We start from the raw sequence: 18,395 nt of genomic DNA, 5'->3' as shown, positions 1-18,395 counted from the left end.
GCCGGCCGGCTGCTGCTGGCAATGGCCAAGATGCAGGACAAGCTGAAGGACACCTTGCAGCGCATTTCCGGCTCGGCCACCCAACTGGCTTCCGCTGCGGAAGAGCTGAACGCCGTGACCGACGAAAGCGCCCGCGGCCTGACCCAGCAAAACAACGAAATCGAACAGGCCGCCACGGCGGTGAACGAGATGACCAGCGCGGTTGAAGAAGTGGCCCGCAACGCGGTCAGCACCTCCGAAGCCTCGAAAAACGCCACTTCGTCTGCGGGCGATGGCCGTGATCTGGTGCAGGAAACCGTCAGCGCCATCGAACGCATGAGCAGCGACGTGCAAGCCACTGCCACCCTGATCGGCAACCTGGCGGAAGAATCCCGGGACATCGGCAAGGTGCTGGATGTGATTCGCGGCCTGGCCGACCAGACCAACCTGCTGGCCCTGAACGCGGCGATTGAAGCGGCGCGCGCCGGTGAAGCCGGGCGTGGTTTTGCGGTGGTGGCGGATGAAGTGCGGGCCCTGGCCCATCGCACCCAGCAGTCCACCAGCGAGATCGAACGGATGATCGGCAGCATTCAGGCCGGTACCGAGCATGCGGTGGATTCGATGCGCAACAGCACCGAGCGTGCAGAATCGACGCTGAACATCGCCAAGGGCGCGGGGATGTCGCTGGATACCATCAATACCGCCATCGTTGAAATCAACGAGCGCAACCTGGTGATCGCCAGCGCCGCTGAAGAGCAGGCGCAGGTGGCGCGGGAAGTGGATCGCAACCTGGTGAATATCCGCGATTTGTCGGTGCAATCGGCGACCGGGGCCAGCCAGACGAGCGCGGCGAGCAGTGAGCTGTCGCGCCTGGCGGTGGATTTGAACGGGATGGTGGGGCGGTTCAGGCTTTAACTGACACCGGTGATCCCTTGTGGGAGCTGGCTTGCCTGCGATAGCAATCTGACAGTCACGATCTCCAGTGACTGACACACCGCGATCGCAGGCAAGCCAGCTCCCACATTTGACCTGCGTACATCCCCAACACCTTTTTTGACAGCACAGCAATTCAACAGGTTAGAATCGCTGGCACGCAGACTGCATGGTCAGTTTGCGCCTCGTCTTTCCTGCTCATGGAGTACTGCCTTTGAATGCGACGACCATCAACAGCCTGTTCTTGATCGGCGCGTTGCTGGTAGGTGCGAGCATTCTGGTGAGTTCTCTTTCGTCCCGCCTGGGGATCCCGATCCTGGTGATCATCCTGGCCGTGGGCATGATCGCCGGCGTCGACGGCGGCGGCATCATCTTCGATAACTACCCTACCGCCTACCTCGTGGGCAACCTCGCCCTGGCCGTGATCCTGCTCGATGGCGGCCTGCGAACACGGGTAGCCAGTTTCCGCGTGGCGCTCTGGCCCGCGTTGTCCCTGGCGACGGTCGGGGTGCTGATCACCACCGGTCTCACCGGCATGGCAGCCGCCTGGCTGTTCAACCTCAACATCATTCAAGGCCTGCTGATCGGCGCCATCGTCGGCTCCACGGACGCCGCCGCCGTGTTCTCGCTGCTGGGCGGCAAAGGCCTGAACGAACGGGTCACCGCCAGCCTGGAAATCGAATCCGGCAGTAACGACCCGATGGCGGTGTTCCTCACCGTCACCCTGATCGACATGCTCGCCAGCGGCCAGACCGGCCTGCACTGGAGCCTGCTGACGCACCTGATCCGCGAATTCGGTATCGGCGGCATCATCGGCCTGGGTGGTGGCTGGTTGATGCTGCAAATGGTCAACCGGATCAACCTGGCCAACGGCCTGTACCCGATCCTGGTGATTTCCGGCGGCCTGTTCGTGTTTGCCCTGACCAACGCCTTGCACGGCAGCGGCTTCCTCGCCGTGTACCTGTGCGGCCTGGTGATCGGCAACCGCCCGGTGCGCAGCCGTCATGGCATCTTGCATATGCTCGACGGCATGGCCTGGCTGGCACAGATCGGCATGTTCCTGGTGCTGGGCCTGCTGGTCACGCCCCATGACCTGCTGCCCATTGCGCTGCCGGCCCTGGGCCTGGCGCTGTGGATGATTCTCTTCGCACGGCCGCTGTCGGTGATCGTCGGCCTGCTGCCGTTCAAGGCCTTCCATGGTCGAGAGAAAGCCTTTATCGCCTGGGTCGGCCTGCGCGGCGCGGTACCGATCATCCTGGCGGTGTTCCCGCTGATGGCCGGCCTGCCCCACGCCCAGCTGTACTTCAACCTGGCGTTCTTTATCGTGCTGGTGTCGTTGCTGGTACAGGGCACGAGCCTGCCGTGGGTCGCCAAATTGTTGAAAGTGACGGTACCGCCCGAGCCTGCGCCGATTTCCCGGGCGGCCCTGGAAGTGCACGTCACCAGCGAGTGGGAGCTGTTCGTCTATCGCCTGGGTGCCGAAAAATGGTGCATCGGTGCGGCCCTTCGCGAACTGAAAATGCCCGAAGGCACGCGGATCGCTGCGCTGTTTCGTGGCCAGCAATTGCTCCATCCGTCGGGCAGTACGGTGCTGGAAGTCGACGATCTGCTGTGCGTGATCGGCCATGAACACAACCTGCCGGCCCTCGGCAAACTGTTCAGCCAGGCACCGCAACGGGGCCTCGACCTGCGCTTCTTCGGCGACTTCGTACTGGAAGGCGACGCCCAGCTGGGCGCGGTTTCGGCGCTGTACGGGCTCAAGCTCGAGGGCATCGACCCCGACATGCCGCTGAGCCGCTTCATCACCCAGAAAGTCGGCGGTGCGCCCGTGGTCGGCGACCAGGTGGAATGGAACAACACCATCTGGACCGTCGCGGTCATGGACGGGAACAAGATCGGCAAAGTCGGCGTCAGATTCCCCGAAGGAAGTCGCCCGGGTCCCGGACTCTTCCTCTAAACTGCGGGGCGACGGCGCGCCAGTCGATGTCAGGACGCCCCCTATTTATCACCTTGCTTGACCGGTCTCTATGACAATCCTGCGCACCTTTTTAGCCACTGCCCTGCTAGGCCTGACCCTCTGCGTCGGCACCGTACACGCGGCCGACCCGCCCAGCATCGACTCCGTCCAGCAAACCCTGGACAAGCTGCCGGACCGCAAGCTGCCCGACGCCGACATGAAGGCGCTGCAATCCATCCTGCAGCAGACCCTCACCTTCCTCGGCAACCAGCAGGACTATCAGCAGCGTCTGGTGGACCTCAAGCGCCAGCTCGAAGACGCGCCGCGCCAGACCGTCGACAACCAGCGCGAACTGGTCCGGCTCAAGGCCACCAAGGTAATTCCGGTCGCCCAGCGCTACGCTACGTTACCGGTGCCGCAACTTGAGCAACTGCTGGTGCAGCGCACCACCCAGCAAGGCGACCTGCAAAAGGAACTGGCCGACGCCAACAGCCTGACCATCGCGGCGCAGACCCGCCCCGAGCGCGCCCAAACCGAAATCAGCAGCAGCCAGACGCGTATCCAGCAGATCAGCGCGACCCTCAAGGCCGGCAAAGACAACGGCAAGACCCTCAGCGGTGACCAGCGCAACCAGCTGAACGCCGAGTTGGCCGCCCTCAACGCGCTGATTCCCTTGCGTCGCCAGGAACTGGCCGGCAACAGCCAGCTGCAAGACCTTGGCAACAGCCAGCACGACCTGGTGCTGGAAAAAACCGCCCGCCTTGAGCAGGAAATCCAGGACCTGCAAACCCTGATCAACCAGAAGCGCCTGGCCCAATCCCAGGAAACCGTGACCCAGCAATCCATCGAAGCCCAAAAGGCCGGTGGCAGCAGCCTGCTGGCCACGGAAAGCGCGGCCAACCTGAAACTGTCCGACTACCTGCTCAAAAGCACCGACCGGCTCAACGAACTGACCCAGAAAAACCTGCAGACCAAGCAGCAACTGGACAGCGTGACCCAAAGCGACTCGGCCCTGGACGAGCAGATCAACGTACTCAAGGGCAGCCTGTTGCTGTCCAAGATCCTCTACAAACAGAAGCAGGCCTTGCCGCGCCTGACCGTCGACCGCGACCTGGCGGACGACATCGCCAACATTCGCCTGTACCAGTTCGAGGTCAACCAACAGCGCGAACTGATCAGCACCCCGAGTACCTACGTCGACAGCCTGCTGGCCAACCAGCCGGCCGACCAGGTGACGCCACAACTGCGGCGCACCCTGCTGGAACTGGCGATCACCCGCAGCGACCTGCTGGAGCGCCTGAGCCGGGAACTGAGCGCACTGCTCAACGAATCCATCACCCTGCAACTGAACCAGAAGCAACTGCTGAGCACCGCCACCACCCTGCGGGCGACCCTCGACGAGCAGATGTTCTGGATTCCCAGCAACAAGCCGCTGGACACCGAATGGCTGGAAACCGTACCGGCGCACCTGAGCAAACAGGTCACCACCCTGCCGTGGGCGTCCAGCGTCAGCGAACTGTATGACGGCCTGACCCAGCGCCCGCTGCTGTTCCTGCCCCTGCTGCTGTTGATTGGTGCACTGCTGTGGCGCCGCAGCGCCCTGTATGCCCGGCTGAAAAAAATCCACATGGACATTGGCCACTTCAAGCGCGACAGCCAGTGGCATACGCCGGTGGCGATCCTGGTGAATATCGCGCTGGCGATGCCGGTGGCGCTGGGCCTGGCGCTGTGCGGCTATGCGCTGCAGATCGATGCCCGCGGGCAAAATGCCAACCTCGGCGCGGCCCTGCTACAGATTGCCCAAGCGTGGCTGGTGTTCTACACCGCCTACCGAATCCTTGCGCCCGGCGGCGTGGCAGAGCTGCATTTCCGCTGGGAAAAGCCCCAGGTCGAATTCCTCCAGGGCTGGGTGCGCAAGCTCGGGCTGGTGGTGCTGGCATTGGTGGCCGTGGTAGCCATCGCCGAGCACCAGCCGGCAGCACTGGCAGACGACGTGCTGGGTATTGGCGTGGTACTGACCTGCTACGCCTTGATGGCCTGGTTGCTCGGGCGCCTGCTGCTCAATAGCCCGACCCACGAAAAAGCCTCGCTGTTCCGCAAAGCCGTCGGCCTGGTGTTTACCGCACTGCCGGTCGCGCTGTTTATTGCCGTGTGTTTTGGCTACTACTACACCGCCCTGAAACTCAGCGACCGGTTGATCAACACCCTGTACCTGCTGATGTTCTGGCTGGTGATCGAAGCCACCTTCGTGCGAGGCCTGGGGGTTGCCGCACGGCGCCTGGCCTACGCGCGGGCCCTGGCCAAACGCCAGGCGGCCAAGGAAGCGGGTGATGGCGAAGCGGTGATCGAAGAGCCGACCCTGGACATCGAACAGGTCAACGAGCAGTCGATGCGACTGATTCGCCTGGCCTTGCTCGGTGGCTTTATCGCCGCGCTGTACTGGGTGTGGTCTGACTTGATCTCGGTGTTTTCCTACCTGGACAACGTCACCCTCTACGAATACACCAGCGGCACCGGCGCCAATATCAGCATGGTGCCCATCAGCATCGGCGACTTGCTCGGCGCCTTGATCATCGTCGGCATCACCTTCGCCCTGGCGCGCAACCTGCCCGGCCTGCTGGAAGTGTTGGTGCTGTCCAAGCTCGACCTGGCCCAGGGCAGCGCCTACGCCACCACCACGTTGCTGTCCTACGTGATTGCCGGCGTGGGCTTTGTCTCCACCCTGTCGACCCTCGGCGTGAGCTGGGACAAGTTGCAATGGCTGGTGGCCGCGCTGTCGGTGGGGCTGGGCTTTGGTATGCAGGAGATCTTCGCCAACTTCATCTCCGGCATCATGATCCTGTTCGAGCGTCCGGTACGAATCGGCGACACCATCACCATCGGCAACCTGTCGGGCACGGTGAGCAAGATCCGCATCCGCGCCACCACCATCACCGACTTCGACCGCAAAGACATCATTGTCCCGAACAAAACGTTCATCACCGGGCAACTGATCAACTGGTCGCTGACCGACACAATCACCCGGGTCACCCTGAAACTGGGCGTGGACTACGGCTCGGACCTGGACCTGGTGAAGGAATTACTGCTCAAGGCCGCCGCCGAAAACCCGCGCGTGTTGAAGGACCCGGCGCCCCACGTGTACTTCCTCAACTTCGGTGAAAGCACCCTCGACCACGAACTGCGCATGCATGTGCGGGATCTTGGCGACCGCAACCCGGTGATCGATGAGGTCAACCGCTTCATCAACCGCGAGTTCAAGAACCACCACATCAACATCTCGTTCCGGCAGATGGAGGTTTACCTGAAAAACCTGCATGGCCAGGAATACAAGCTGGTGCCGGTAGAGGAAGAAAACCGGACCATCCTGCCGCCCGCCCAGGACCAGGACCTGCCCGAGCCGCCGCCCGCCAAACTCGACTAAACGCGTTATCCCCAGCAGAATGGTCGGACATTCTGCTCAGGAGATGGCCGTTGAAAGCCCTCGACGAACTGACCTTCGACAACCGCTTCGCCCGCCTGGGCGACGGCTTCTCAACCCATGTGCTGCCCGAGCCCATCGACGAACCGCGTCTGGTGGTGGCGAGCGAGGCGGCCATGGCGTTGCTGGATCTCGACCCTGCCGTGGCCGAAACGCCGGTATTCGCCGAGCTGTTTGGCGGGCACAAGCTGTGGGCCGAGGCCGAGCCGCGGGCGATGATCTATTCCGGGCATCAGTTTGGTTCCTACAACCCGCAACTGGGCGACGGCCGCGGGCTGTTGCTGGGCGAGGTATATAACCAGGCAGGCGAGCATTGGGACCTGCACCTCAAGGGTGCCGGGCAAACCCCGTACTCGCGCATGGGCGATGGGCGCGCGGTGCTGCGCTCGTCGATTCGGGAGTTTCTGGCGTCGGAAGCGTTGCATGCGCTGGGTATTCCCAGCAGTCGGGCGCTGTGCGTGATCGGCTCTGACACCCCGGTGTGGCGCGAGAAACAGGAGCGGGCCGCCATGGTGCTGCGCCTGGCCCACAGCCATGTGCGCTTTGGGCATTTCGAATATTTCTACTACACCAAGAAACCCGAGCTGCAGAAGGAGCTGGCGGAGCACGTGTTGTCGTTGCACTTCCCGGAGTGCATGGAACAGCCCGAGCCGTACCTGGCGATGTTCCGCGAAATCGTCGAGCGCAATGCCGAGCTGATCGCCAAATGGCAGGCCTATGGGTTCTGCCACGGCGTGATGAATACCGACAACATGTCGATCCTCGGCATCACCTTCGACTTTGGGCCGTTTGCGTTCCTGGATGACTTTGACGCGCAGTTCATCTGCAACCACTCGGATCATGAAGGGCGTTATTCCTTCAGTAATCAGGTGCCGATCGGGCAGTGGAATTTGAGCGCGTTGGCGCAGGCGTTGACGCCATTTATCAGCGTTGAAGCGTTGCGAGAAACGCTCGGGTTGTATCTGCCGTTGTTCCAGGCGCACTACCTGGACCTGATGCGCCGCCGATTGGGTCTCACCACCGCTGAAGATGATGATCAAAAACTGGTGGAGCGCCTGCTGCAACTGATGCAGAACAGCGGCGTCGACTACACCCTGTTCTTCCGCCGACTGGGGGATGAATCAGCCGCGCTGGCTGTGGCGCGACTGCGCGACGACTTTGTCGACCTCAAGGGATTTGATGAGTGGGCGGATCTGTACAAGGCCCGTGTGGAGCGCGAAGCCAGCGGCACAGAAGAGCAGCGGCGTGAGCGGATGCATGGGGTGAACCCGCTTTATATCCTGCGCAATTACCTGGCGCAGAACGCTATCCAGGCGGCTGAGCTTGGGGATTACAGCGAAGTGCGCCGGCTGCATGAAGTGCTGACCAAGCCGTTTGAAGAGCAGCCGGGGATGGAACAATACGCCCAGCGGCCGCCGGACTGGGGGAAGCATTTGGAGATTAGTTGTTCGTCCTGAAATCTATTGCACGATACTGCCGGGCCTTGGCCAGCGCCCAAGGTCATAGGCTTCAATCCACTCAGCAATGATGTTGAGCAGGCTCATTAACGGATGAGCCTCGTCTTCTCCAACAACATCGAGCAATTCATCGAGCGCCAGAACCAAGGCGTCGTAGTCGACCTCGGTTTGGGGTTTACGCAAGAGTGGTGAGACGTATGGCCAATGCTCAATCGCTTGTCTGACAACTTCGCTCATATTTAATCCTCTTTCAGTTATTGCTTGATAAACCACGCCGCCGGCTCCAAATAGAATCCATTGGCCACTTTCACGGAGCCCACCATGTCCGACTCTCTCGTCATCCCCTGCCCCCACTGCAACGGTCTTAACCGCATCCCCAACGAACGCCTGGGCGATGCGCCTAAATGCGGGCGCTGCAAGCAGCCAGTGCTGCTGAGCAAACCCTTTGAGCTGAAACAGAGCGACTACGCCAGCCAGATCAAGGGCGACCTGCCGTTGCTGGTGGATGTGTGGGCCGAATGGTGCGGGCCGTGCAAGTCGTTTGCGCCGGTGTTTGAGCAGGCCGCCGGGCAGTTGGCCGGGAAATGCCGGTTGGCCAAGCTCGATAGCGAGGCCAATCAGCAGTTATCCGCTCAGTTGGGCATTCGCTCGATTCCCAGCCTGATCCTGTTCAAGAATGGCCGGGAAGTGGCGCGTCAGAGCGGGGCGTTTCCGTTGCCGCAGTTGATGAGCTGGCTGCGCAGTCAGGGCGTTTGAGGTAGCGGGACGCCCCGGTCCATCACTTGCCCCATCAGCAATACGCCCAATTCGCTCAATTGATGAATGGCCAACGCGACATCGCGCTGCTTGCCGGTGAGATCGTCGGAAAGGTCGAGCAAGAGGGTGGTGACTGAGGAGAAGGTTTCGTAGGTGTTGAGGATCAGGGTTTCGGTGGTTTGGCCGGGGCTGACTGTAAAAAGGTACGACGGGGGATTTGGAGTAGCTTTAAACATGGTCGACATTCCTGATTGGAGCCGCCATCTGATCGCTACTAAACGAATTAGGGTGGCAGCTGTACGCAGGTTAGTAGACCGGGAAATGTCGAAGCCGGCGCGCCCGAAGACGCCCTACGCACAGCCACCATCAAGCACAGACTAAACGTCTGAAAGATGTAGCTCATGCACTTAACGACAAACACTCGGGCTACTAAACCCGATCACTGAGAATTCAGCGACCGGGCAACCTTAGAGACGCCCATCCAGACGCACAAGCCGGCGGATTCTGGCGTAACTGTAGGCAACGGCGCAAGACGACGATTTTCCTGTAGGAACAAAGACCCAATGTGGGAGCTGGCTTGCCTGCGATAGCATCACCTCGGTGTAACTGACAAACCGAGTTGACTGCATCGCGGGCAAGCCCGGCTCCCACACAAGCAGGCTCCCACACGGGTTTTGTGTTGCCTGCTAAATCACGCGTTTTCCAGCAGGTTATGCAACTCCACAAACTGCTGTGTCAGCTTGTGCCGTGGGTCCAGGTGGATCAGCGGCATGTTGGCCTGGTGCGATTCACGCATGCGCACCGAGCTGGTCAGGTACACCGGCAACACCGGCAAGCCTTCGGCAATCAATTCATCCAGCATCTGCTGCGGCAGGCTCGCCCGGGCCTGGAACTGGTTGACCACAATCCCTTCCACTTCCAGCCCTTCGTTGTGGTCTTCCTTCAATTCTTCAATCTCTGCCAGCAGGCCATACAGCGCCTGGCGGGAGAAGCTGTCGCAATCGAACGGGATCAACACGCGATCAGCGGCAATCAGCGCCGAAACCGCATAAAAATTCAACGCCGGCGGCGTATCCAGGTAAATCCGGTCGTAGTCCTCGCTCAATTCATCCAGCAGCTTTCGCAGCTTGTTGATCTTGTGCTTGGCCTCGAGCTTGGGCTGCAGGTCCGCCAGTTCCGCCGTGGCGGTGATGACGTGCAGGTTGTCGAACGGGGTTTCGTAGATATCCACCTGGTTTTTCTTCGAAAACGGCCCTGAAGACAGGGTTTGCTTGAAGAAATCGGCGATGCCCATAGGGATATCATCGCCGGTCAGGCCGGTGAGGTACTGGGTTGAGTTGGCTTGGGCATCGAGGTCCACCAACAGGGTTCGATAGCCTTCGCTGGCGCTGACCGCCGCCAGGTTGCAGGCGATGCTGGACTTGCCAACTCCGCCTTTTTGGTTGAACACCACGCGCCGCATGGAAAAACCTCCGTGTATCAATGAATGACCGAGTGTAGAGGGCAAAAGCGCTGGTTAGCTACCTCGTTTGTTCCTGTACTACAGCATCAGAGGCTCTATCTCGCACAACAATTTCCCGTCCGTCCGACAAAGCAGGAATTGCCTGACACCTGCTGCCCCACCTGCATGACGGACAATCTGTAATTCTTTACAACCAATTTGTAATCACTCGTGAACAATTCTTTACCAAAGTTTGCTAGAACCCCACGGCACCGGGATAATGCGCCCCACTCGGCCATTGCTCCCTGTCCCCGTATCCGGGGCCAACAGCCGCACAAGGATGCCCGCAGGGGCGGGATAACTTCTCAGTGATCAATTTCAACATCGCCCAATGGCGCGCCTGGGCCCCAGGGCTCGAAAGCGCGGACGACTGGCGCGCCTGGTGCCGGCAGCCGACGTTGCTCGCCAGCAGCGACGCTGCCCCCGATGTGTCGTTCCTGCCGGCCATGCAGCGCCGGCGCCTGAGCCGCCTGGCGCGCATGGCCTTCAGCGTGGGCTGGCCACTGGCCGAAGGCCTGCAACAGCTGCCATTGGTGTTCGTTTCCCGTCACGGCGAAACCCCGCGCACCCTCGATATTCTCAGCGACCTAGCCAACGACGAGCCGCTGTCGCCGACCCAGTTCAGCCTGTCGGTGCACAACGCGGTGATTGGCCTGTGGTCGATCCTGCGCAATGAAACCAGCGAAATGACCGCCCTCGCCGCCGCCGGTGATGGCCTGGAGCACGGCATGCTCGAAGCTGCCGCCCTACTCAATGAAGGCGCACCGGCTGTGTTGCTGATCATTACCGAGGAGCAGCCGCCCGAAACCTACGCCCGCTGGATCGACGACGTGCCCTTCCCTTACGCCCTCGGCCTGTTGCTGACGCCGGGCGACGAGTGGCAGCTGGAACTGAATACGGCCGCTGTCCAACCCACCACCAAAGCCCAGTGGCCCCACGCCCTGAACCTGCTGCGCACCCTGCTGAACGAACAGGGCGCCTGCCAACATGCCTGGAAGAACCGAGTATGGAACTGGCAACGCAAGCCCTGACCGAAAAGCCTCGGCAGGCCTACTACTGGCGCCTGTTCGCCACCGCTGCCGCCTTCGCCCTGTTTGGCATCGGCGGCCTGTGCTTGCGCGTGCTGGTGTTTCCGCTGCTCAGTTGCCTGCCGGGAGATGCCAAACGGCATCAGCGGCGCGCCCGCCACACCATCAGTTGTCTGTTCTGGCTGTTTATCCGCATGATGACGCGCCTGGGCATTCTGACCTACAGCGTCGAAGGCGCCGAAAAGCTCGGCCGTCCCGGCCAGATGATCATCGCCAACCACCCGTCGCTGGTGGACGTGGTGTTCCTGATCGCCCTGATGCGCCAGACCAACTGCGTGGTCAAACAGAGCCTGTGGCAGAACCCGTTCACCCGTGGGCCGGTGCGCGACGCCGGCTACATCAGCAACGACGGCAGCGCCGACATGCTCGACGCGGCCGCCGACGCCCTGCGGGACGGCCAGACCCTGATCATTTTCCCGGAGGGCACCCGCACTTCGCCGGGCCAGGCACCGACCTTTCATCGCGGCGCCGCCGCCATTGCCTTGCGAGGTGCGAGCATCATTACTCCGGTGGTGATCAGGGTCAGCCCCACCACCCTGACCAAGGCCGAACCCTGGTATCGCATCCCCAATCGCCGTTTTCACTTCAGTTTGCGCGTGGGTGCCGATATAGAACCACAGGCGTTTGCCGCACAGGGCCCTGCGCCCCAGGCATCACGCAAGCTCAACGATTACCTGCACCAGTATTTTATTAAGGAGCTCGCCGAAGATGAGCGACCAACACCGCCTTGAGCACGACATAAAAACGCTGATCATCGAGGCCCTGGGCCTGGAAGACATCAGCGAGAGCGACATCGGCAACGAGCAAACCCTGTTCGGCGAAGGCCTTGGCCTGGATTCAGTCGACGCCCTGGAATTGGGCCTGGCAATCCAGAAAAAGTACGGCATCAAGATCGATGCCGACGCCAAGGACACCCGCAATCACTTCACCAACGTGGCCAGCCTCGCGGCGTTCGTCACGGCCCGACAGGCAGCTTGAGACCGTACCATGCAAACTCGTGACGATATTTTCAACACCTTGCGCGACGCCCTGGTGGAACTGTTTGAACTGGAACCTGAACGCGTCACGCTCGACGCCAACCTGTACCAGGACCTGGAAATCGACAGCATTGACGCAGTGGACCTGATCGACCACATCAAGCGCCAGACCGGCAAGAAAATCGCCGCCGAAGAGTTCAAGGCCGTGCGTACGGTCAACGACGTGGTCGAGGCGGTCTACCGTCTGGTTCAACCGGCCGCATGAGCCGGCTGATCGGCCTTGGCCTGTTGCTGGCGGGGCTGCTGTACCCTTTTGCGGTGTATTACGGCACGGAGCATTTTGCACCGTGGCAATTCGGCCTGCTGCTGGGCAGCCTGTGGCTGTTGCGCGCCCTGACCGGCGCCAGGCGCCCGGGCAGTCGCTGGATGGCCGCAGCGATCATCGTCTTTTGCCTGATGCTCGCCTGGTTCGACAACCCGCAGATGCTGCGCTGGTACCCGAGCCTGGTCAGCGCGTTCATGTTGGCGCTGTTCGGCCTGAGCCTGAAATACGGGCCGCCGATGGTCGAGCGCCTGGCCCGCATGACCGAGCCGCAATTGCCCGAGAAAGCGGTGGTGTACACGCGCCAGGTCACCGTGGTGTGGAGTGTGTTTTTTCTGTGTAACGGCCTGCTCGCCGCCGCCCTCACCTTGTGGGCGCCGCTGAGCTGGTGGACGTTGTACAACGGCATGATCGCCTACGGGCTGATGGGGCTGTTGTTTGCCGTGGAATGGCTGGTACGACAAAGGGTTCGAGGCCGCGTATGAATTGGTTGAATCTTGAGCACTTGCTGCTTGAGCCTGTAGGTCAGCGTTGGGTCACCACCGAACCTGCCCTGGATCACCCACAACTGTGGGAGAAGTGCCTGAGCCTGGCCGCCGGCTTGCAAGCCCGGGGCATCCAGCGCCTGGCCGTGCACCTGGAAGATGCCGGCTTGCTGGCGATCGCCCTGCTGGGTGCGTGGCGCGCCGGAGTCAGCGTGTTGTTGCCCGCCGACCTGCAACCCCAGACCCGCCAGCGCTGGGACGACGCCGTCGACGCCTGGCTGACCGAGGCCGGCGACCTGGACGCGCTCTATCAAGCGCCATTGAGCGCCGCTGCCCTGGACCTCGACGCCACCTGCCTGAGCCTGTGCACCTCCGGCTCCAGCGGCGAACCCAAGCGCATCGACAAAACCCTGCGCCAGATCGCCAATGAGGTCCAGGCCCTGGAAACCCTGTGGGGCGCCGACCTGGGCGAGGCCTGCATCATCGGCAGCGTCGCCACCCAACATATCTATGGCTTGCTGTTCCGGGTGCTGTGGCCGTTGTGTGCCGGGCGCACCTTTGTGCGCCGCCAACTGGCATTCCCCGAGGACCTGCAGCGCGCCAGCCGCGAGCATGCGCAGTTCGCCTGGGTTGCCAGCCCGGCGCTGCTCAAGCGCATGGGCGACAACCTCGACTGGCCGGCGCTTATACCGGTCAAACGGGTGTTCTCCTCCGGCGGCGCGCTGCCCCTTGAAGCCGCCACCAGCCTGCATCAACGCTTGCAGCAATGGCCGACGGAAATCCTCGGCAGCTCGGAAACCGGCGGCATCGCCTGGCGCCAGGGCGAACAACCGTGGCAGCCGTTTGCCGATGTGCACCTGAGCCAGGACGCCGACGGCGCCTTGCGCATTGCCTCGCCGTACCTGCCTGCCGGGCATATCGAACACACCGCCGACGCCGCGAACATCCACGCCGACGGCCGCTTCGAATTGCTGGGCCGCCTGGACCGCATCGTCAAGCTGGAAGAAAAACGCATCTCCCTGCCAATGCTCGAACAAGCGCTGGCAGACCACGCCTGGGTCGCCGAAACCCGCCTTGGCGTGGTGCAGGAAAACCGCGCGTCCCTCGGTGCCCTCGTGGTGCTCAGCAGCGACGGTTTGCATGCCCTGCGCAACCAGGGCCGGCGCACCGTCACCCAAGCCCTGCGCCAGCACTTGAGCCAACACTGCGAAGCCCTGGCCCTGCCCCGCCGCTGGCGCCTGTTGCGCCAATTGCCGTTGAACAGCCAAGGCAAGCTGCCCCAGGCCGAGGTCGAAGCCCTGCTGCTGGCACCCCGCCCGAAAGCGCCGGAAGTGCTGGAGCAAGTCGAAGCCAACGGTGAATGGACCCTGCAACTGGCGATCCCGCCGGACCTCGCCTACTTCAGCGGCCACTTCCCGCAAACCCCGGTGCTGCCGGGTGTGGTGCAAGTGGATTGGGCGCTGAGCCTGGGCCAGCAACTGCTCAAGCTGCCGGGCCAATTCGCCGGGATGGAAGTGCTCAAGTTCCAGCAACTGGTGCGTCCGGATGACCGGATCGAACTGCACCTGCGCTTTGATCAGGAGCGCGGCAAGCTGTACTTCGCCTACCGCAATGAGACGGCGGCCTGCTCCAGTGGGCGCATTCTTTTGGAGCTGGCGAGTGAATAACCTTCTGTGGCAAATCCGCTCCCTGTGGCGAGGGAGCTTGCTCCCGCTGGAGTGCGCAGCACTCCCAACCCAGCCACTGTGGTTTATCAGGCAAATCTCGGTCGCCTGTATTGGGGCCGCTTCGCAGCCCAGCGGGAGCAAGCTCCCTCGCCACAAAAAGCGTTTCTGCCAACAGGGTATCTGTTATGCATAACCCCTGCGCCCTGATCCCGGTCTACAACCACGAAGCCGCCGTGCCCGCCGTGGTGCGCACCGTGCTCGACGGCGGCCTGCCGTGCCTGCTGGTGGACGACGGCAGCAGCCCCGCCTGCGCCGCCGTGCTGGCGCAACTGGCAACCCTCGACAACGTCTCGCTGCTGACCCTGCCCGCCAATCAGGGCAAGGGCGCCGCCGTGATGGCCGGCTTTCGCGAAGCCGCGCGCCTGGGCTTCACCCACGCCCTGCAAGTGGACGCCGACGGCCAGCACGACCTGCGGGAAGTCGGGACCTTCCTCGACGCCTCGCGCACTCACCCCAATGCGGTGATCTGCGGCTACCCGGAATACGACGACAGCGTGCCCAAGGGCCGCCTTTACGCGCGCTACCTGACCCACGTGTGGGTGTGGATCAACACCTTGTCGCTGCAAATCCGCGATTCCATGTGTGGCTTTCGCGTGTATCCCTTGCCGCCGGTATTGGCACTGATGGACTCGGCCAACATCGGCAAGCGCATGGATTTCGACTCCGACATTCTGGTGCGCCTGTCGTGGCGCAACCAGCCAATGCGCTGGCTGCCGACCCAGGTGCATTACCCCGCCGATGGCCTGTCGCACTTTCGCCTGGTGCACGACAACGCGCTGATTTCCTCGATGCACACCCGGCTGTTCTTCGGCATGTTGGTGCGCGCGCCAATGATCCTCTGGCGCCGGTGGCAGGCATGACCCAGGACACCCGGCACTGGGCCGACCGCGAAGAGCGCGGCAGCTTCTGGCTGATGAAATTCACCGCCTTCGCCGCCAAAGTCCTCGGGCGCCGGTTGCTGAGCCCGCTGCTGTACGGCATCGTTTTGTACTTCTTCCTGTTCGGCCGCACGGCCCGCCAAAGCGCCTGGCAATACCAGCAACGCCTGGCCGACTGGGGCCAGCGCGATGACCTGCGCCCCACCCACCGGCGGGTCTTCGGCCAGTTCATGGCGTTCGCCGACGCCTTGCTGGACAAGCTCGACGTATGGAACGGCAAGCTGCGCCTGGAACAGATCGAAATCATCGACCCGGCCCAACTGCGCGGCCAGCTGCGTAGCGAACGCGGGCAGATGCTGGTGGGCGCGCACCTGGGCAATCTTGAAGTGTGCCGCGCCCTCGCCGAACTGGGGGAAAAGGTCACGATGAACGTGCTGGTGCACACCAAGCATGCCGAACGTTTCAACCGCATCCTGGGCGAAGCCGGGGCAACCAATCTGCGCCTGATCCAGGTCAGCGAACTCGACCCTGCGGTAATGATGATGCTCAGCCAGCGCCTGGACGCCGGCGAGTGGCTGGCGATTGCCGGCGACCGCGTGCCGCTGCATGGCGGGCGCACGGTGCGGGTGGACTTCCTCGGCCATGACGCCGCCTTTCCCCAAGGCCCGTGGCTGCTGGCCGGCCTGCTGAAATGCCCGGTCAACCTGCTGATGTGCTTGAAGCATCAAGGCCGCTACCGCCTGATCATCGAGCCGTTCGCCCAACTGATCGAATGGAAACGCAGCGACCGCCAGCAGGTGATCGCCCAATGGACCGCCCGCTACGCCGAGCGCCTGGGCCAGTTCTGCCTGGAAGCGCCCCGACAATGGTTCAACTTTTACCCTTTCTGGAAGACCGATGACGACGCATCTTGAGCCGGTAACCTTCGGCGAACTCCCTTTGCGCATCGAAGACGTGCTGGCCCTGGCCAACCGTCAGGCGCCGACTCAATTGCAAGCCGATGCCGCGTATCTCCAGCGTATCGCCAAGGGCGCGCAGTTCCTCGATTCGTTGCTGGACAAGGAAGGCGTGATCTACGGCGTGACCACCGGCTACGGCGACTCATGCGTGGTGGCGGTGCCGCTGGAGCACGTCGAAGCGTTGCCTCGCCACCTCTACACCTTCCACGGCTGTGGCCTGGGCAAGTTGCTGGACGAGCAAGCCACCCGCGCCGTGCTGGCGGCGCGGTTGCAGTCGCTGTGCCACGGCGTTTCCGGGGTGCGCGTGGAGTTGCTGGAGCGCCTGCATGCATTCCTTGAGTTCGACGTGCTGCCGCTGATTCCTGAAGAAGGCTCGGTGGGCGCCAGCGGTGATTTGACGCCGCTGTCCTACGTGGCTGCGACCTTGTCCGGTGAACGCGAAGTGATGTTCCGAGGCGAACGCCGCCAGGCCGCCGACGTGCACCGCGAACTGGGTTGGGACCCGCTGGTGCTGCGCCCGAAAGAAGCCCTGGCGCTGATGAACGGCACCGCCGTGATGACCGGCCTCGCCTGCCTGGCCTTCGCCCGCGCCGATTACCTGCTGCAACTGGCCACGCGCATCACCGCGCTGAACGTGGTGGCGCTGCAAGGCAACCCGGAGCACTTCGACGAGCGCCTGTTCGCCGCCAAGCCACACCCGGGGCAGATGCAAGTCGCCGCCTGGCTGCGCAAGGACCTCGCGATTGATGCCCCGACCGCGCCGCTGCACCGCCTGCAAGACCGTTACTCGCTGCGTTGCGCGCCCCACGTTTTGGGCGTGTTGGCCGACAGCCTGAACTGGCTGCGCTCGTTCATCGAGATCGAACTCAACAGCGCCAACGACAACCCGATCATCGACGCCGAAGAAGAGCGTGTGCTGCACGGCGGCCACTTCTACGGCGGCCACATCGCGTTCGCCATGGACAGCCTCAAGACCCTGGTGGCCAACGTCGCCGACCTGCTGGACCGCCAACTCGCCCTGCTGGTGGACGTGCGCTACAACCACGGCCTGCCGAGCAATCTGTCCGGTGCGCCGGCCGAGCGGGCGATGATCAACCACGGCTTCAAGGCCGTGCAGATCGGCACCAGCGCCTGGACCGCCGAAGCGCTGAAAAACACCATGCCGGCCAGCGTGTTCTCGCGCTCCACCGAGTGCCACAACCAGGACAAGGTGAGCATGGGCACCATCGCCGCCCGCGACGCGATTCGCGTGCTGGAGCTGACCGAACAAGTCGCCGCCGCCACCTTGCTGGCCGCCAACCAGGGCGTGTGGCTGCGGGCCCAGGCGCAAGACGCCCGCCCGCTGCCGCCGGCGCTGGCCGCCATGCACATTGAGCTCGCAAAGGACTTCCCGCCGGTGATCGAAGACCGCGCACTGGAAGGCGAACTGCGCCTGTGCCTCAAGCGCATCGCCGAGCAACACTGGAGGCTGCATGCGTAGCCAGGGCGTGTTGCATTGCGACACTGAAATCCTCGTGCCGTTTTTCGATATCGACACCATGAACGTGGTGTGGCACGGGCACTACGTGAAGTACCTGGAAGTCGCCCGCTGCGCCTTGCTGGACAAGCTCGGCCACAACTACACCACGATGCTGGAGTCGGGCTACGCCTGGCCGGTGATCGATATGCAACTGCGGTATGTGCGCGGCGCGACCTTCGGCCAGACCATCAACGTGCGCGCCAGCCTGGTGGAGTGGGAAAACCGCTTGAAGGTCAATTACCTGATCAGCGACAAGGCCACCGGCGAGCGCCTGACCCGCGCCAGCACCGTGCAAGTGGCGGTGGAAATTGCCAGCCGCGAGATGCAGCTGGCCTCGCCGAAAGTATTTGTCGACGCAGTCGAGAGGGCACTGTCATGA

General features: G+C 62.7%; 17 protein-coding genes and 1 pseudogene. 15 read left to right on the top strand and 3 right to left on the bottom strand.

Annotated elements, in window-relative coordinates:
• The first annotated feature begins 21 nt into the window (after nucleotides 1-21).
• The 4 genes from HX875_RS33310 (at nucleotide 22) to selO (ending at nucleotide 7,804) form a co-directional block, all read left to right on the top strand.
• On the top strand, nucleotides 22-894 hold the full coding sequence (locus HX875_RS33310; protein ID WP_405046157.1) for a methyl-accepting chemotaxis protein: 873 nt from the start codon (nucleotides 22-24) through the stop codon (nucleotides 892-894).
• Between the two features lie 232 nt (nucleotides 895-1,126).
• The gene (locus HX875_RS01845; protein ID WP_177041170.1) at nucleotides 1,127-2,869 is read left to right on the top strand and encodes a potassium/proton antiporter; all 1,743 of its coding nucleotides are present in this window, start codon (nucleotides 1,127-1,129) and stop codon (nucleotides 2,867-2,869) included.
• A gap of 70 nt (nucleotides 2,870-2,939) precedes the next feature.
• Nucleotides 2,940-6,290, top strand: a complete 3,351-nt coding sequence (mscK, locus tag HX875_RS01840; protein ID WP_177041168.1) for a mechanosensitive channel MscK — start codon at nucleotides 2,940-2,942, stop codon at nucleotides 6,288-6,290.
• Between the two features lie 50 nt (nucleotides 6,291-6,340).
• A complete protein-coding gene (selO, locus tag HX875_RS01835) occupies nucleotides 6,341-7,804 on the top strand; it encodes a protein adenylyltransferase SelO (RefSeq protein WP_177041166.1) in 1,464 nt (487 codons plus the stop codon).
• 21 nt (nucleotides 7,805-7,825) lie between these two features.
• Here selO and HX875_RS01830 read toward each other — a convergent pair.
• A pseudogene (locus HX875_RS01830) lies at nucleotides 7,826-8,041 on the bottom strand (transcriptional regulator); the annotation flags it as partial.
• 84 nt (nucleotides 8,042-8,125) lie between these two features.
• Here HX875_RS01830 and trxC point away from each other — a divergent pair.
• Nucleotides 8,126-8,560: a thioredoxin TrxC gene (trxC, locus tag HX875_RS01825; protein WP_177041164.1), complete on the top strand. Its 435-nt coding sequence runs from the start codon at nucleotides 8,126-8,128 to the stop codon at nucleotides 8,558-8,560.
• Here the strand turns inward: trxC and HX875_RS01820 are convergent.
• Together HX875_RS01820 and HX875_RS01815 are read right to left on the bottom strand one after the other, a co-directional pair.
• On the bottom strand, nucleotides 8,548-8,796 hold the full coding sequence (locus HX875_RS01820; RefSeq protein WP_177041162.1) for a DUF6124 family protein: 249 nt from the start codon (nucleotides 8,794-8,796) through the stop codon (nucleotides 8,548-8,550). The genes trxC and HX875_RS01820 overlap by 13 nt on opposite strands.
• A gap of 455 nt (nucleotides 8,797-9,251) precedes the next feature.
• On the bottom strand, nucleotides 9,252-10,022 hold the full coding sequence (locus HX875_RS01815) for a ParA family protein (RefSeq protein WP_003209397.1): 771 nt from the start codon (nucleotides 10,020-10,022) through the stop codon (nucleotides 9,252-9,254).
• A 347-nt stretch (nucleotides 10,023-10,369) separates the two neighbouring features.
• On the opposite strand from HX875_RS01815, the gene HX875_RS01810 reads away from it, so the two are divergent.
• From HX875_RS01810 to HX875_RS01765, 10 genes are all read left to right on the top strand, one after another.
• Nucleotides 10,370-11,092 (top strand): beta-ketoacyl synthase chain length factor, encoded by a 723-nt coding sequence (locus tag HX875_RS01810; RefSeq protein WP_177041160.1) that lies wholly within the window; start codon nucleotides 10,370-10,372, stop codon nucleotides 11,090-11,092.
• Complete coding sequence (locus HX875_RS01805) at nucleotides 11,068-11,880, top strand: lysophospholipid acyltransferase family protein (RefSeq protein ID WP_177041158.1); 813 nt, start codon at nucleotides 11,068-11,070, stop codon at nucleotides 11,878-11,880. The genes HX875_RS01810 and HX875_RS01805 overlap by 25 nt, the downstream gene beginning before the upstream one ends.
• Nucleotides 11,858-12,127 carry a phosphopantetheine-binding protein gene (locus HX875_RS01800; protein ID WP_008439197.1) on the top strand — a complete coding sequence of 90 codons (270 nt, stop codon included), beginning with the start codon at nucleotides 11,858-11,860 and terminating at the stop codon, nucleotides 12,125-12,127. Before HX875_RS01805 ends, HX875_RS01800 begins: the two co-directional genes overlap by 23 nt.
• A gap of 9 nt (nucleotides 12,128-12,136) precedes the next feature.
• The gene (locus HX875_RS01795; protein WP_003209389.1) at nucleotides 12,137-12,391 is read left to right on the top strand and encodes an acyl carrier protein; all 255 of its coding nucleotides are present in this window, start codon (nucleotides 12,137-12,139) and stop codon (nucleotides 12,389-12,391) included.
• Nucleotides 12,388-12,933, top strand: coding sequence for a hypothetical protein (locus HX875_RS01790; protein WP_177041156.1), 546 nt, complete (start codon nucleotides 12,388-12,390; stop codon nucleotides 12,931-12,933). The genes HX875_RS01795 and HX875_RS01790 overlap by 4 nt, the downstream gene beginning before the upstream one ends.
• Nucleotides 12,930-14,600: an acyl-CoA synthetase family protein gene (locus HX875_RS01785; protein ID WP_177041154.1), complete on the top strand. Its 1,671-nt coding sequence runs from the start codon at nucleotides 12,930-12,932 to the stop codon at nucleotides 14,598-14,600. Before HX875_RS01790 ends, HX875_RS01785 begins: the two co-directional genes overlap by 4 nt.
• A 185-nt stretch (nucleotides 14,601-14,785) precedes the next feature.
• Complete coding sequence (locus HX875_RS01780) at nucleotides 14,786-15,520, top strand: glycosyltransferase family 2 protein (protein WP_177041152.1); 735 nt, start codon at nucleotides 14,786-14,788, stop codon at nucleotides 15,518-15,520.
• Complete coding sequence (locus HX875_RS01775; protein ID WP_177041150.1) at nucleotides 15,517-16,452, top strand: LpxL/LpxP family acyltransferase; 936 nt, start codon at nucleotides 15,517-15,519, stop codon at nucleotides 16,450-16,452. The genes HX875_RS01780 and HX875_RS01775 overlap by 4 nt, the downstream gene beginning before the upstream one ends.
• Entirely contained in the window at nucleotides 16,436-17,977 is a 1,542-nt protein-coding gene (locus HX875_RS01770) for an HAL/PAL/TAL family ammonia-lyase (protein WP_177041148.1), read from the top strand. Before HX875_RS01775 ends, HX875_RS01770 begins: the two co-directional genes overlap by 17 nt.
• Complete coding sequence (locus HX875_RS01765; protein WP_177041146.1) at nucleotides 17,970-18,395, top strand: acyl-CoA thioesterase; 426 nt, start codon at nucleotides 17,970-17,972, stop codon at nucleotides 18,393-18,395. Before HX875_RS01770 ends, HX875_RS01765 begins: the two co-directional genes overlap by 8 nt.

Source organism: Pseudomonas yamanorum, assembly GCF_013386765.1.
Lineage (GTDB): Bacteria > Pseudomonadota > Gammaproteobacteria > Pseudomonadales > Pseudomonadaceae > Aquipseudomonas > Aquipseudomonas yamanorum_A.
The sequence above is the reverse complement of the archived record's forward strand: the minus strand, read 5'-3'. Positions and strand labels throughout refer to the sequence as shown.

Bases quoted from the DNA above. Each gene is read 5' to 3' on its own strand.
- HX875_RS01785 (WP_177041154.1), top strand. From the start codon at position 12,930: ATGAATTGGTTGAATCTTGAGCACTTGCTGCTTGAGCCTGTAGGTCAG.
- HX875_RS01780 (WP_177041152.1), top strand. From the start codon at position 14,786: ATGCATAACCCCTGCGCCCTGATCCCGGTCTACAACCACGAAGCCGCC.
- HX875_RS01800 (WP_008439197.1), top strand. From the start codon at position 11,858: ATGAGCGACCAACACCGCCTTGAGCACGACATAAAAACGCTGATCATC.
- mscK (WP_177041168.1), top strand. From the start codon at position 2,940: ATGACAATCCTGCGCACCTTTTTAGCCACTGCCCTGCTAGGCCTGACC.
- HX875_RS33310 (WP_405046157.1), top strand. From the start codon at position 22: ATGGCCAAGATGCAGGACAAGCTGAAGGACACCTTGCAGCGCATTTCC.
- HX875_RS01820 (WP_177041162.1), bottom strand. From the start codon at position 8,796: ATGTTTAAAGCTACTCCAAATCCCCCGTCGTACCTTTTTACAGTCAGC.
- HX875_RS01795 (WP_003209389.1), top strand. From the start codon at position 12,137: ATGCAAACTCGTGACGATATTTTCAACACCTTGCGCGACGCCCTGGTG.
- HX875_RS01790 (WP_177041156.1), top strand. From the start codon at position 12,388: ATGAGCCGGCTGATCGGCCTTGGCCTGTTGCTGGCGGGGCTGCTGTAC.
- HX875_RS01765 (WP_177041146.1), top strand. From the start codon at position 17,970: ATGCGTAGCCAGGGCGTGTTGCATTGCGACACTGAAATCCTCGTGCCG.
- HX875_RS01770 (WP_177041148.1), top strand. From the start codon at position 16,436: ATGACGACGCATCTTGAGCCGGTAACCTTCGGCGAACTCCCTTTGCGC.
- trxC (WP_177041164.1), top strand. From the start codon at position 8,126: ATGTCCGACTCTCTCGTCATCCCCTGCCCCCACTGCAACGGTCTTAAC.
- HX875_RS01815 (WP_003209397.1), bottom strand. From the start codon at position 10,022: ATGCGGCGCGTGGTGTTCAACCAAAAAGGCGGAGTTGGCAAGTCCAGC.
- HX875_RS01775 (WP_177041150.1), top strand. From the start codon at position 15,517: ATGACCCAGGACACCCGGCACTGGGCCGACCGCGAAGAGCGCGGCAGC.
- HX875_RS01805 (WP_177041158.1), top strand. From the start codon at position 11,068: ATGGAACTGGCAACGCAAGCCCTGACCGAAAAGCCTCGGCAGGCCTAC.